The 13641-nt window shown below is 70.9% G+C and carries 10 protein-coding genes; 3 read left to right on the plus strand and 7 right to left on the minus strand.

What is annotated here, in order from left to right; all coding sequences use genetic code 11:
• Positions 1 to 30 precede the first annotated feature (30 nt).
• The 5 genes from IPJ17_02390 to IPJ17_02410 all read right to left on the minus strand — a co-directional run bounded on the left by IPJ17_02390 (position 31) and on the right by IPJ17_02410 (position 8717).
• Complete coding sequence (locus tag IPJ17_02390; GenBank protein ID QQR74463.1) at positions 31 to 3141, minus strand: efflux RND transporter permease subunit; 3111 nt, start codon at positions 3139 to 3141, stop codon at positions 31 to 33.
• Positions 3138 to 4295 (minus strand): efflux RND transporter periplasmic adaptor subunit, encoded by a 1158-nt coding sequence (locus IPJ17_02395; protein ID QQR74464.1) that lies wholly within the window; start codon positions 4293 to 4295, stop codon positions 3138 to 3140. Before IPJ17_02395 ends, IPJ17_02390 begins: the two co-directional genes overlap by 4 nt.
• Positions 4292 to 5782, minus strand: a complete 1491-nt coding sequence (locus IPJ17_02400; protein QQR74465.1) for a TolC family protein — start codon at positions 5780 to 5782, stop codon at positions 4292 to 4294. The genes IPJ17_02395 and IPJ17_02400 overlap by 4 nt, the downstream gene beginning before the upstream one ends.
• A complete protein-coding gene (locus IPJ17_02405; GenBank protein ID QQR74466.1) occupies positions 5782 to 6492 on the minus strand; it encodes a TetR/AcrR family transcriptional regulator in 711 nt (236 codons plus the stop codon). The genes IPJ17_02400 and IPJ17_02405 overlap by 1 nt, the downstream gene beginning before the upstream one ends.
• An 86-nt stretch (positions 6493 to 6578) precedes the next feature.
• The gene (locus IPJ17_02410) at positions 6579 to 8717 is read right to left on the minus strand and encodes a M3 family metallopeptidase (GenBank protein QQR74467.1); all 2139 of its coding nucleotides are present in this window, start codon (positions 8715 to 8717) and stop codon (positions 6579 to 6581) included.
• 132 nt (positions 8718 to 8849) lie between these two features.
• Between IPJ17_02410 and IPJ17_02415 the strand changes: the two genes are divergently transcribed.
• Complete coding sequence (locus tag IPJ17_02415) at positions 8850 to 10448, plus strand: AMP-binding protein (protein QQR74468.1); 1599 nt, start codon at positions 8850 to 8852, stop codon at positions 10446 to 10448.
• A gap of 37 nt (positions 10449 to 10485) precedes the next feature.
• Here the strand turns inward: IPJ17_02415 and IPJ17_02420 are convergent, their stop codons facing one another.
• Both IPJ17_02420 and IPJ17_02425 read right to left on the minus strand, forming a co-directional pair.
• Positions 10486 to 11310 (minus strand): hypothetical protein, encoded by an 825-nt coding sequence (locus IPJ17_02420; protein ID QQR74469.1) that lies wholly within the window; start codon positions 11308 to 11310, stop codon positions 10486 to 10488.
• The gene (locus IPJ17_02425; protein QQR74470.1) at positions 11286 to 11579 is read right to left on the minus strand and encodes an acyl carrier protein; all 294 of its coding nucleotides are present in this window, start codon (positions 11577 to 11579) and stop codon (positions 11286 to 11288) included. Before IPJ17_02425 ends, IPJ17_02420 begins: the two co-directional genes overlap by 25 nt.
• 72 nt (positions 11580 to 11651) lie before the next feature.
• Here IPJ17_02425 and IPJ17_02430 point away from each other — a divergent pair, with 72 nt between their 5' ends.
• Positions 11652 to 12113 (plus strand): hypothetical protein, encoded by a 462-nt coding sequence (locus IPJ17_02430; protein QQR74471.1) that lies wholly within the window; start codon positions 11652 to 11654, stop codon positions 12111 to 12113.
• A gap of 57 nt (positions 12114 to 12170) precedes the next feature.
• Positions 12171 to 13598, plus strand: coding sequence for a PilT/PilU family type 4a pilus ATPase (locus tag IPJ17_02435; protein QQR76067.1), 1428 nt, complete (start codon positions 12171 to 12173; stop codon positions 13596 to 13598).
• Positions 13599 to 13641: the final 43 nt, after the last annotated feature.

Below are 13641 nucleotides of genomic sequence, written 5' to 3' on the forward strand. Positions count from 1 at the left end.
CCCTCCCCTTTCGTCACCCACGCTGGCACCTCAGCTCGCCGCGTCGACCTCCCGCTCGCGACCGCGCAGGAACCAGAGGGCTCGTCCCATCCGCTCCTGCAGCGACTCCATGTAGGTGTACACCACCGGCGTGACGAACAGAGTCAGCGACTGCGAGAGCAGGAGCCCGCCGACCACGGCCAGGCCGAGCGGACGCCGCGCTTCGGCGCCGGCGCCGAAACCGAGGGCGATCGGCAGGGTGCCGAAGAGCGCCGCCATCGTGGTCATCATGATCGGCCGGAAGCGCACCACGCAGGCCTCGTGGATCGCCTCGAGCGGGGTCTTGCCGCCGTGCCGCTGCACCTCGAGCGCGAAGTCGATCATGATGATGCCGTTCTTCTTCACCAGGCCGACGAGCATGATGATGCCGACGAAGGCGTAGATGTTGAGGTCGCTGCCGAAGGCCATCAGCGTCAGCAGCGCACCGAGACCGGCGAGCGGCAGCGCCGAGAGGATCGTCAGCGGGTGGATGAAGCTCTCGTAAAGGACTCCCAGCACCATGTAGATGACGAGGATGGCCAGCACGAGCAGCAGTCCGAGCCCCTGCATCGACGACTTGAACGCCTGCGCCGTTCCCTGGAACGTAGGAGTGACGGTGGCCGGCAGCGTCTCGCGGGCGAGGCGATCGACCTCGTCGGTGGCCTGCGAGAGCGCCACGCCGGGGGCGAGGTTGAACGACAGCGTCACCGACGGCACCTGCCCGGAGTGGTTGACCGCCAGCGGGCCGACCCCGGGGGTGAGCGTCACCAGCGAATCGAGCGGCACCAGTTGCCCCCCGGCCGAGCGGACGTAGAGCAGGCGCAGGTCGGCCGGCTGGCGCTGGAACTCCGGCTGCATCTCCATGATCACGCGGTACTGGTTGTTCGGCGCGAAGATCGTCGACACCTGGCGCTGGCCGTAGGCGGAGTAGAGGGTGTCTTCGATCTGCTGCGCCGTCACGCCGAACGACGCCGCCTTGTCGCGGGCGATGTCGACGTTGACCTGCGGATTGCGCAGGAGCAGGTCGGTCGAGACGTCGGTGAGCAGGCGCAGCCCGCGCAACTTGCCTTCGAGCACCGGGGCAACGCGATAGAGCTCGTCGGTGTCCGGCCCGGTCAGGGTGAGCTGGTACTGGCTGCGGCTCATCCGGCCGCCGATCTGCAGGGCCGGCGGATTCTGCAGGTAGACGCGGATGCCCGGCACCTGGGCGAAGCGCGGGCGCAGGCTTTCGACCACCTGGTCGGCGTTGAGCGTGCGCTCGGCGCGCGGCTTCAGGCGGACGAAGAGGTTGCCGGTGTTCGAGGCGCCCGAGCCGCGGCCGCCCGCCGAGGACATGAAGGCCTCGATGTTCGGATCCTCGCGGACGATCTTCGCCACCTCCTGCTGATGGCGCGCCATCTCCTCGAACGAGATCCCCTCGACCGCCTCGGTCTGCCCGAAGAGCTGCCCGATGTCCTGGGACGGGATGAACCCCTTCGGGATCCGCGCGAAGACGACGACGGTGAGGAGCGTGATCACCAGGGTGTAGAGCATGGTGATCCTCCGGTGGGCGAGCGACCAGCGGAGACCCTTCTCGTAGCCGCGCAGCATGCCGGCGAAGAAGCGCTCGAAGAAGTTGAACAGGCCGTGGTGCTCGACCTCGCGCGGCGGAGCCAGGAAGCGCGAGGAGAGCATCGGCGTCAACGACAGCGAGATGAAGCCGGAGATCAGCACGGCGAGGCCGATGACCACGGCGAACTCGCGGAACAGCCGCCCGACGATGCCGCCCATGAACAGCACCGGGATGAACACCGCGGCGAGCGAGAGGGTCATCGAGAGGATCGTGAAACCGATCTCGCGCGAGCCGTCGAGCGCCGCCTGGAGCGGCTTCTTGCCCATCTCCATGTGGCGGAAGATGTTCTCCAGCATGACGATGGCGTCGTCGACGACGAACCCCACCGAGAGCGTCAGCGCCATCAGCGAGAGGTTGTCGAGCGAGTAGTCGAGCAGGTACATGACGACGAAGGTGCCGACGATCGACATCGGCATGGCGAGCGAGGGGATCGCCGTCGCCGAGAGGTTGCGCAGGAAGAGGAAGATCACCAGGACGACGAGGATCAGCGTGATGACCAGGGTGACCTTGACGTCGTGGACCGACTCGTCGATCGGCGCCGAGCGGTCGAAGAGGATGCGCATCGACACGCTCGCCGGGAGCTGCTGCTCGAACTTCGGCAGCAGCTCGCGCACCTTGCGCGCCACCTCGACGGTGTTGGTCCCCGGCTGGCGCTGGATGGCGAGCACCACCGCGCGCTGGTCGATGAACCAGGCGGCCACCTTGTTGTTCTCGACGCTGTCGGTGACCGTGCCGAGCTCTTCGAGTCGCACCGGCTTGCCGTCGCGGTAGGCGACGATGATCGGCCGGTAGGCGGCCGCGTCGGTGAGCTGGCCGTCGGCCATCAGCGTGAAGCTCTTCTGCGGACCGTAGAGGGTGCCGGTCGGCAGATTGACGTTGGCGCCGCGCACCGCGCGCGTCACGTCGTCCACCGCGAGGCCGCGGGTGGCGAGCTGGCGCGGGTCGAGCTGGATGCGGACGGCGTACTTCTGCGCGCCGTAGACCTGCACCTGGGCGACGCCCGAGACGGTCGAGATGCGCTGCGCGATCGAGGTCTCGGCGTACTCGTCGAGGGTGTAGAGCGGCAGGGTCGGCGAGGTGAGGGCGATGAACAGGATCGGCTGGTCCGCCGGATTCGACTTGTTGTAGGTCGGCGGGTACGGCATGTCTTGCGGCAGCTGGCGGTTGGCCCGGGCGATCGCCGCCTGGACGTCCTGCGCCGCCGCGTCGATGTTGCGCTCGAGGCTGAACTGCAGGGTGATGCTGGTGTTGCCGATGCTGCTCGTCGAGCTCATCGAGTCGACGCCGGCGATGGTCGAGAACTCCTTCTCGAGCGGCGTCGCCACCGAGGACGCCATGGTGTCGGGGTTGGCGCCGGGCAGGGCGGCCGAGACGGTGATCGTCGGAAAGTCGACGTTCGGCAGGTCGGAGACCGGCAGCAGCCGGTAGGCCATGCCGCCGAAGACGAGGATCGCCACCATGACGATCGTCGTCATCACCGGACGGCGGATGAAGAGCTCGGAGAAGCTCATGACTTCGGCTCGCTGCCGCTCTCGGCGCTCTTGACCGTGACCTTCGCCCCCGGCACCAGGCGGAGCTGGCCGTCGGTGACCACGGTCTCCCCCGGCTCGAGACCGCTCTCGACGATCGCCTCCTTCTCGTCGCCGCGCGCCACGGTCAGCGTCCGCAGCTCGACCGTTCCGTCGTCCTTGACGACGAAGGCGTACTGACCGCGCTGGCCGCTCTGCACGGCCGAGGCGGGAACGACGATGCGCGCCGGCTCCTCGCCCAGGCGCACCGTCAGGTCGACGAACTGGCCCGGCCAGAGGACCTCGTCGGCGTTGGCGAAGGTGGCCTTGAGCAGCAGGGTCCCCGAGGCGGTGTCGACCTCGTTGTCGATGAAGGAGAGGCTGCCTTCGGCGATCGCCGCCGCACCGCCGGGCAGGGTCGCGCCGACCTGGACGGCGCCCTCGCGCCGGGCAGTCAGCGACGGGAGAAGCTGCGCCGGGACCGAGAAGGCGACGTGGATCGGCTGCACCTGGTTGATCGTCACCAGCGGCTTGTCGTCGTTGGCCTTCACCAGGTTGCCGGCCTTGATCGAAAGCGCCCCGGTGCGACCCGCCACCGGAGCGGTGATCGTGCAGTAGGCCAGGTTGAGCTTCGCCGCGTCGAGGTTCGCCTGGTCGGCGGCGATCGCCGCGCGCAAGGCCGCGGCGTTGGCGACGATCTGGTCGTACTGCTCCTTGGTGACGTAGTCCTGGCGAACGAGTCCGGCGTAGCGCGTGGCGTCCGCCTCGGCCTTCGCCAGGAGCGCCTGATTGCGCGCCATCGCGGCCTCGGCCTGGGCGAGCGCCGCCCGGTAGGGGCGCGGGTCGATGGTGAAGAGCGTCGCTCCGGCCCGGACGCTCTCGCCTTCGGTGAAGGCGACGCGCTGCAGCTCGCCGCCGATGCGCGCCTTGACCGCCACGGTGGCGATCGGCTCGACGTGACCGATGGCGCGGAAGGTCACGGGAACGGTCTTCTGGACGACGGTCGCCGTGGTGACCGGAACCGGAGGCGGTCCACTCGGCCCCTTGGCCTTCCCGTCGCCGCACGAGACGACGGCGAGGGCGAGCGGCAGGGCGAGGGCGAAGGCGACGCGCGGCCGGCGGGCCGGGCGGAACGAGCTCAGGGTGAAGGGGGTCATGGCTCTCTCTTCTCGACCGTGATGGCGGAGGTCTGCAAGGTGGTCTCGGCGCTGCCGGTGTCGCGGGCGAGCTGGGCAAGGGCGGCAAACCAGGTGGCGCGCGACTGGATCTCCGACGCGCGGGCGTTGGCCAGGGCCGACTGGGCGGCGAGCAGGTCGAGAATGGTCCCGACTCCTTCGCGGTAGCGGCCGAGGGCGACGCGTTCGGACTGCTCGGCGCTGGCCAGCAGGTCGCGCGACGTGCGCACCAGCTGGCCCGCAGTGGCGAGCGCCGTCGAGCTCGTCCAGACCTGGAGAACCGCCTGCTGCTCGAGGCTGGCGACCTGCGCCTGGGCGGTCTGCTCCTCCTCGACCGCCTTCTGGACGTTGTAGCGGTTGGCGTAGCCGGTAAACAGCGGGAAGCTCAGCAGCAGCCGCGCCGACCAGCTGTCGCGCTCGACGGTGGAGCCGGTGTCGAAGGCGGTGCGGTTCGCCCCGGCCTGGAGCGCCAGGCTCGGCAGCCCCTCCGACTTGACGGCGTCGACGTGCGCCGCCGCCTTCGCAGCCAGGGCGCGCGCCGCCAGCAGGTCCGGGCGCCGCGTGCGGGCGAGCTCGATGAGCTTCTCGACCGCCTCGCCTGCGGCGTCGAGGGGAACCTCTGCCGGCAGGGTCCCGACGTCGTACGGCGTGTTGGCGGGCAGGCCCATCGCGGTGGCGAGGGCGCCGCGCACGACGAGCACCTGCCCCGCGAAGGTGGCCTCGGTGAGCTTGGCCTGGGAGAGCGCCGTGCGCGCCTGGAGCACTTCGGCGATCGTCGCCACCCCCGCCTCGTGCCGGACGTTCGCCGCTTCGAGCGCCGTCGTCGCCTGTCGCACGGTCGTCTGCGCCGCTTCGAGCTGGGCCTTGGCGCTCAGATACTGCACGAAGGTCTGCTGCACGACGAGCACGACGTTCTGAATCGCGGCGTTGTGGCTCCAGTCGGCGGCCAGGAGCGCCTGGCGTGCGTCCTCGAGGTTGGCGGAGCGACCTCCGAGATCGAGCAGGAGGTAGTTGAGCGTCACCGCCGGACCGTACGCCGTTGCCGGAGTGCCGTCCTGGGTCGGCGTCGCCGTCTGCGCACGGGCGGCGCTCGCCGAAAGATCGACGCTCGGGAAATAGGGCGCCCGCTTGGCGCCGAGTTGCGCCGCCGCCGCCCGCGCCTGGAAGTAGGAGAGGCGCGTCGCCGGGTTGTTGCGCAGCGCCATTTCGAGAATGTCGGAGAGTGCGAGGGTCGCTCCCGGGACGAGGAGCGCTTCGGGGACCTTCACCGCCATCGGCGGCGGCGCGGGCGGCACGGCCAGCGCCGCCGGACGATCCTGGCTCGGCGGCGGCAGCGGATCCTCACCCGGCGATCGCGGGTCGCTCGCCCCGACGCCAGCGGCGGCGAACACGCCGAGCAGGAGACCGGCGGCGGGCCGGCGGAGTGCGACGCCCCATCGGCGTCCGCGGGAAGACGAGGGTGGGACCATCAGACCTCCAGATTCCGGGCGCGACCCGGCTTCGCTTTCCGTGGTGCGGCCGCCGCGGCGATGCCCGCGGCGGTGAAGCGGACGATGTGCTCCAGATGCTCTCCCGGTCCGACCGGCATCACCCCTTCGCGGAGCGAGCGGTCGCAGCGGCGGAGCTGGAGTGCGTTGGCCAGTTGGGCGATGAACGACTGGACGCAGAGGGACGCGTCGGGTTCGGCGAGCGCCGGCAGGAGGGAGCAGAGCGCCTGGCTGAGCGCTTGACGGATCGGCACGACGAGCTCCGCGGCGAAGGTCTCGGGCGGCAGTTGCGGATCGAGCTGCTCGCGCATCCAGAGCTGGAAGAGGAGCGGTCCGCGACCGCTGTCGAGCGGCGCGACGAACGCGGTGGCGAACGACTGCAACAGTTCCACCAGGGTCGGCGCCGGCCGTCGGCCCATCGCCTCGGCGAGGGTGGCGATGCGCTGCTCGCGCAGCAGCGACAGCCCGCGGACGAACGCCTCGCGGTAGAGGTTGGCCTTGCCGCCGAAGTAGTAGTTGACCGCGGCCAGGTTGCAGCCCGCCTCTGCGGTGATGTCGCGCACCGAGGTCGCGGCATAGCCGCGCTCGGCGAAGAGGCGCTCGGCGGCGTCGAGCAGGCGCAGGCGGGCCAGCGCCCCGTGGCCGGCCAGGGGCGGGTTCGGAACGCTGCCGGGCTGGGGGGTCGCGAGCATGGAAACGCGAGTATCAAACGATCGTTTGATCCCGTCAAGAGACGGCCGGGCGAGCGGTCGAGCCGCCCGCCCGGCGTGCCCGGTCGCTACTTCGCGGCCGGCTTGAGGCCACGCTGCTCGAGCAGCGGCTCGACGCTCGGATCGCGCCCCCGGAAGCCGCGGTACATCTCGGCGCCGTCGATCGTCCCGCCGCGCGAGAGGATCATGTCGCGGTAGCGCTGGCCGTTGGCCCGGGTCATCCCGCCGTGCTCCTCGAACCAGGCGAAGGCGTCGTGGTCGAGCACTTCGGCCCACAGGTAGGAGTAGTAGCCCGCCGCGTAACCGCCCCCCCAGATGTGCGAGAAGTAGGTCGTGTGGTACCGCGGGGGCACCGCGGGCAGATTGACGCCGAAGCGCTCGAGGGCGGCGGGCTCGAAGGTGTCCACCGACTGCCGCGGCCGATCCGCCGGCAGGTCGTGCCACGCCAGGTCGAGCAGCGCCGCGGCGACATACTCCACCGTCGCGTAGCCCTGATTGAAGGTCCGTGCCTTCTTGATCTTCTCCACCAGCGCCGCCGGCATCGGCGCGCCGGTGCGGGTGTGCTTGGCGTAGTTGGCGAAGACCCGCGGCTCGAGCGCCCAGTGTTCGTTGAACTGCGACGGGAACTCGACGAAGTCGCTCGGCACGTTGGCCAGCGTCGGGTAGGTGACGTTCTGGAAGATGCCGTGCAGCGCGTGACCGAACTCGTGGAAGATGGTCGTGACGTCGTCCCAGCTCAGCAGCGTCGGCTCGCCCGGAGCCGGCTTGGTGACGTTGCAGACGTTGAACACCACCGGCTTGGTGCCGCGCAGCAGGCTCTGGTCGACGAAGCTGTCCATCCACGCACCGCCGCTCTTGCTCGGCCGGGAGTAGTAGTCGGCGTAGAAGAGGGCGATCGACTTGCCGTCGGCGTCGAACACCTCGAAGACCCGCACGTCCGGGTGGTAGACCGGCAGATCCTTGCGCTCCTCGAAGGTCAGTCCGAAGAGCTCGTGCGCCGAGAAGAAGACACCGTCGCGCAACACGCGCTCGAGATCGAAGTAGGGCCGGATCTCGCTCTCGTCGAGGTCGTATTCGGCCTTGCGGACCTGCTCGGCGTAGAAGTCCCAGTCGGCCGCCCCGAGGGTGAAGCCGCCCTTCTGCGCATCGACGATCGCCTGCATCTTCGCGGCCTCGGCACGCGCCCGGCCGGTGGCCGCCGGCACCAGGTCGGTGAGCAGCCTGGTCGCCGCTGCCGGCGTCTTGGCCATCTGGTCGTCGAGCGAGTACGCGGCGTAGGTCGGATAGCCGAGCAGTCGCGCCCGCTCGGCACGCAACTGGGCGAGGCGCGAGACGAGCTCGCGCGTGTCGTTCGGCCCGCCGTGGGCCCCGCGCCCCGTCGACGCGGCGAGCAGCTGCTGGCGCAGAGCCCGGTCGCGCAGCGAGGCCAGAGCCGGCTGCTGGGTCGTGTTCTTCAGGCTGATCGCCCACTTTCCGGCGAGACCGCGGCCGCGCGCCTCCTCGGCGGCGGTCGCCACCTCGGCCGCCGAGAGGCCGGCGAGCCGGGCCACGTCGTCGACGACCACCGCCGAGGCGTTGGTGTCGGCAAGCACCCGCTCGTGGAACTCGGTGGTGAGCTTCGCCTCCTCCTGGTTGAGCGCCCGCAGCGCCGCCTTGTCGCTCTCGCCGAGCTCGGCACCGGCACGCACGAAGTCGCGGTAGACCCGCTCGGCGAGACGGCGCGCCTCGCCCGTGAGCCCGAGCGGATCGCGCTTCTGGTAGAGCGCACGGACCCGGGCGAAGAGCTTCGCGTCGAGATAGATCGCGTCGCGGTGCGCGGCGAGCTTCGGCGCCATCTCGCTCTGCACCGCCTGCAGCTCCTCGGAGGTATCGGCGTCGGCGAGCGCATTGAAGACGCGGCGCACGCGGGTCAGGAGCTCGCCCGAACGCTCCATCGCCTCGAGGGTATTGGCGAAGGTCGGTTCGGCCGGGTCGGCACCGATGGCCGCCATCTCGGCCATCTGACGCTTCATCCCTTCGGCGAGCGCCGGACCGAAGTCGGCGACGCGGATCTTGTCGAAGGGTGGCGCCTGGTACGGCAACGGGCTCGGCGTGAAGAACGGGTTCATGGCGGCGGCAGGCTCTTTCTTCGGCTCCTCGGCGGGCGAGGGGAGCGCGGCCAGCGTCAGTGCGAGGCCGCAAAGCAGGAAGCGAAGCGTCGAGTGCATGGTCGGGGCCCTTCCGGAGGGTGAGTTTCTGCGGCGAGGCGGACGCCCCACCGGCAGGGAAGAGCATAACGCCGCGTCTGCCGTTCCCTGCTAATCTGGGTCGCAGCGTTCCCACCGATCGGTCGATTCCTCGTGTCGTCGATGCCTGCGACCTACGCTCAAGCCCTCGCCCACGCTGCCCGCACTCGGCCTCGTGGGCTCGCCTACACCTTCGCGGACCAGGCGGTCTCCTGGGCCGAGCTCTTCGCGCGGGCCCGGGCACGGGCCGTCGGCTTGCGAGCCCACGGCATCGCCGCCGGCGATCGGGTCGTCCTCCTCCTCCCGGCCGGACTCGAGCTCGTGGCGATGTTCGCCGCCGTCTCGCTGCTCGGCGGTGTGCCGGCCGTGCTCAACCCTGGCCTTCCGGCAGCGACGGCGCTCGCCCGGGCGCGCCGCCTTCGACCGCGCCTCGTCGTCGCCGCGACGATGCAGCCGGGCCTCGCGGCGGCCGATCCGTCGCTCCCGCTCGCGCTGGCCGAGGAGCTCCCGCGGGACGGCGACCTTCCCGCGGAACCGCCCGTGCCGGACCCTCACGACGTCGCGCTCCTGCAGATGACCTCGGGGACGACCGGCGAGCCGCGGGCCGTCCAGCTCTCGCATCGCGCCATCACCGCGTGGCGACGCCTCTTCTCCGAGGTCTACGCGATCGGCGAGGACGACGTCCTCTGCGGCTGGGCTCCCCCCTGGCACGTCATGGGCCTGCTTCGTTTCGTCGTCCTGCCGCCCTTTCACGGCTGCCCGTCCCATCTCGTGGCACCGGTGGTCTCCTCGCTCGGCGTCTGGCTCGAGACGCTCTCGCGCGTCGGCGCGACGCTCACCTCGGCGACCGATTTCTCGCTCCGCCATGCGCTGCGCCTGGTCGACCCGAGCTCGCTCGACCTCAGGAGACTGCGGCTGATCGCGAGTGGGGGCGAACCGATGCGCCTCTCGACCCTGCGCGAGTTCGAGGAGCGCGTCGGCCTGCCGGGGGTGGTGCGCCCCGCCTACGGCCTGGCCGAGGCGACCATGGGGGTGACGAGCGTGCGCCGCGGCGAGGCGCTGCGCAGCGACGACGCGGGCAACGTCTCCTGCGGACGCCCGCTCGCCGGCGTCGAGCTGCGAATTCTCGACGAGCACGGCAAGGCGGTCCCCCCGGGTGTGCGGGGCGAGATCGTCCTCCGTTCGCCGACGCTCTTCAGCGGCTACTTCGAGGCGGAGGACGAGACCCGGCAGGTCCTGCGCGACGGCTGGCTCTACACCGGCGACTGCGGCCGCCTCGACGAGGGAGGGGAGCTCTTCGTCGTCGGACGACAGCGCCTCCTCATCAAGCATGCCGGCGCCGCCTTCGCCCCGCGCGAGATCGAAGAGGCCGTCGACGCGGTCCCTGGCGTGGTCCGCTCGGCGGCGCTCGGTCTGGCGCGCGGCGATGGGCGCGAGCAGATCGTCGTCGCCGCCGAAGTCACCACCGAAGTCACTGCCGAGGTCGAGGCGACCGCCTCCGACTCGGCGGCACGGCTGGCCGCCCAGGTGGCTCGCGCGGTGCGCGACAGCATCGGCGTGCCGCCCGCCGAGGTTCTGCTGCTGCACCGGGGAACGCTGCCGGCGACCGAGACCGGGAAGCTGCGACACGCCGTCTTCCGCCAGCGACTCCTGCGGGGTGAGCTGACGGCTCGCGAGCTCGTCCTCGGTCGGCCGGACGGCTGGACGGGCTGAGCCGGGAGGGGCGCCCGGTCCCAACGGAGCGCCGCGCTCAGCGCTCCGCCCGCAGGAGCTGGCGCAGGAGCCCGAGCCCGAGTTGCTCGGGACGCCGGCGCAGGAAGTCCTCGAGCCACCTTCCGGCCTCCTCGGCGCTCGCGACCGGTGCTCCGCGCTCGACCACCACCTGCGCTCCTTCCCACCGAGCGACCCGCGGAAGGATCGGCGAACCGGTCAGCCGGCTCATGGCGAAGGCTCCTCTCGCCAGGGCGAGACGACGCCCGAGGCAACGAACGTCGACGCCGCTGCCCGACTCGCCGTCGGCGGCCACGACCACCGAACCGCCCGTCTCGAGATGAGCGACCGCCGCCTTGAGGGCCGCCGCACGCTCTCCCGCACCACCCTCGGTGAACGCAAAGCGTTGGCCGGGCCGAGGGCTGTAGATCGGCGACGCCCGCATCAGGAGGATGCCGCGGCGCGACGCATCCAGTGCTTCGCCCAGCAACTGAAGCGCGCCGACATGGAAGGTCAGCAGCACGGCCGGCCGGGTGTCCTGGCTCTCCCCGTCCTGGCCGACCAGCGCCGCCAGCCTCCCGGGGCCGAGCCGGTGCAGCAGCGCAACGCTCAGGCGATTGCGCGCTTCGAGCCCGGCGATCCGGCGAGCGAGCCGCGCCGAGGGATCTGGCGACAGATCGAACAGGGCGGCGACCTCGGCAGCGCTCGGCCAGTGGCCGGAGAGCCGCTGGCGCAACTCGCCGAGGGTGGACGCGAGGCGTACACCGCGGCGGGGCCAGCGAACCGCGGCGACGGCGAGGGCGCTCTCGAGCGCGTCGAAGGCGCGACTCGCCGCGGCGCTCAGGCCCCGGCGTCGCGTAGCCACCCGATCAGCTCGCCGAGGGTTGGCGCGTCCTGGCGCAGGATGGCGGCCGGCAGTCGGACGCCGAAGTGGCGCTCGCAAGCGACCACCAGCTCGACCAGACCGACCGAGTCGAGGCCGAGCCCCGACTCGTCCAGTCGCAGTTCGTCGGCGAGATCGTTCTCGGTCCAGAAGGAGGGAACGCGCTCGCGCACCAGGTCACGCACCGCCTTGCCGAGACGGTCGAGCTCGGGAGCGGTTGCGGATGCGCAGAGAGTGTCGTCGGCGGTCACGCCTCGCATGGTACCGGACCTGACGATCCCCGCGCCCGACGCCGCTCGGCAGTGGAGCTACACTAAGAGGCGATGTCGCTCGCCATCGAGGTCCAGAGCGTCGACCTGCGTTTCGTCGGGTTCGACGGCCACACCACCGAGGGGAGCCTCTTCCTTCACCTGGCCGGCGAGCGCTCGGCGCGCCCGCAAACCGCGCTCGATCGACTGAACGATCCGGCCGTGCGCTTCGTGCCGGTACGCGTCGACGAGCACGTCGAGCTGGTCAACCTCGCCTGGCTCGCCTTCGTCTCCCGTCCCGGTCGTGCCCCCGAGGTTGCCGCCCAGGAGGAGATCGGTGCGCTCCACGCCAGCGTCGCGCTCGACCTCGCCGGCGGGATGACGGTCGAGGGCGACCTGCACTACCTCCTCCCTTCCGGCCACTCGCGGGTCTCCGATCTGCTCAACTCCGCCGACGAGCGTTTCCTCCTCGTCACCACCGCCGACGAGACGCTTTACGTCCATCGCGCCGCCGTGGTGCGCGCCCGGACCTCCTAGGCGAGGACGACGATGGCCGCCCTCGAGAACCTGCTGCGCGCCGGCCTGGCGAACCGGATGGAGTCGCTGACCCTCGAGCCGGGGCAGCTGCCGCGCCTGCGCGCCGGCGGCGTCGAGCGCGGGGTCAGTCGCGAGCCGCTCGACGCCGCGCGCATCATCGCCCTCACCGCCGAGATCGCCCCGCCCGGCTTCCAGCCGCTCAGCGGTACGCCCTTCCGATTCGAGCACGCGGTCGACGGTCACGCCCTGCGGGTGGATGGGCTCCCCAGCGGCAGCGGGTGGGCGGTGACGATCGTTCCCCTCGCCGACTCGCCGCCGGCCGACGTGCCGGGACTCCCGGTGTTCGGGGGCCTCGAGACCACCGCCGTTCCCGGCCGGCCGGTGACGAGGATCGGCGAGCTGCTGGAGCTGCTGCTCGAGCGCAAGGGCTCCGACCTCCACCTGTCGAGCGACCATCGCCCGCGGATGCGGCTGCACGGCGACCTGACCGAGATGAGCGAATTCGCCGCCATCTCGGCCGCCGAGATGGGCCCGCTGCTCGACGCCATCGCGCCGTCGCGCAACCGCGAGCAGTTCGCCGGCATCAACGACACCGACTTCGCTGTCGAGCTGCCCGGCAAGGCACGCTTCCGGGTGAACTTCTTCCGCGACCACCGCGGCCCCGGCGCGGTGATGCGGACCATCCCGAGCCGCGTCCCGACCTTCGAGGAGCTCGGCCTTCCCGACTCGATCCGCAAGCTCGCCTACCTGTCCAAGGGGCTGGTGCTGGTCACCGGGCCGACCGGCTCGGGCAAGTCGACGACCCTCGCGGCGATCGTCGACCTGGTCAATCGTTCGCGCTCCGACCACATCATCACGATCGAGGACCCGGTCGAGTTCGTCCACCCCTCCCGCCGTTGCCTGGTCAACCAGCGCGAGGTCGGCGTGCATACCGGGTCGTTCAAGCACGCGCTGCGCGCCGCCCTGCGCGAGGACCCGGACGTCGTCCTGGTGGGCGAGATGCGCGACCTCGAGACCGTGTCGATCGCCATCGAGACGGCCGAGACCGGGCACCTCGTCTTCGGCACGCTCCACACCACCACCGCCCCCTCGACCATCGAACGACTGGTCGACCAGTTCCCGGGCGATCGCCAGTCGCAGATCCGCATGATGCTCGCCGACAGCCTCAAGGCGGTCATCGCCCAGGTGCTGCTCAAGAAGATCGGCGGCGGACGCGTCGCGGCCTTCGAGATCCTCATCGCCACCCCGGCACTGTCGAACCTGATCCGCGAGGGGAAGACCTTCCAGATCGCCTCGGCGATGCAGCTCGGGCGCGCCCAGGGCATGCTGCTGATGAACGACGCGCTCTACGACCTGGTCGACCGCAAGATCGTCGAGCCACGCGAGGCGTACCTCAAGGCCGTCGACAAGGACGGGCTGGTGCAGAAGCTGCGGGCCGGCAGCCACGACCTGCAGTTCCTCGAGGAGATGAAGGGGACGGGCTGAGGCGCCCGCGCCGGAGCTCGTTTCGCGTCCCCCCTGCTCCTCC

The organism is Holophagales bacterium, from assembly GCA_016699405.1.
In the GTDB taxonomy this organism is placed as follows: Bacteria; Acidobacteriota; Thermoanaerobaculia; order Multivoradales; family JAGPDF01; genus JAAYLR01.

What these genes read in the sequence shown, in the direction of transcription:
- IPJ17_02390 (QQR74463.1), bottom strand. Translation starts at nt 3,141, where the DNA reads ATGAGCTTCTCCGAGCTCTTCATCCGCCGTCCGGTGATGACGACGATC.
- IPJ17_02395 (QQR74464.1), bottom strand. Translation starts at nt 4,295, where the DNA reads ATGACCCCCTTCACCCTGAGCTCGTTCCGCCCGGCCCGCCGGCCGCGC.
- IPJ17_02400 (QQR74465.1), bottom strand. Translation starts at nt 5,782, where the DNA reads ATGGTCCCACCCTCGTCTTCCCGCGGACGCCGATGGGGCGTCGCACTC.
- IPJ17_02405 (QQR74466.1), bottom strand. Translation starts at nt 6,492, where the DNA reads ATGCTCGCGACCCCCCAGCCCGGCAGCGTTCCGAACCCGCCCCTGGCC.
- IPJ17_02410 (QQR74467.1), bottom strand. Translation starts at nt 8,717, where the DNA reads ATGCACTCGACGCTTCGCTTCCTGCTTTGCGGCCTCGCACTGACGCTG.
- IPJ17_02430 (QQR74471.1), top strand. Translation starts at nt 11,652, where the DNA reads ATGTCGCTCGCCATCGAGGTCCAGAGCGTCGACCTGCGTTTCGTCGGG.
- IPJ17_02435 (QQR76067.1), top strand. Translation starts at nt 12,171, where the DNA reads ATGGAGTCGCTGACCCTCGAGCCGGGGCAGCTGCCGCGCCTGCGCGCC.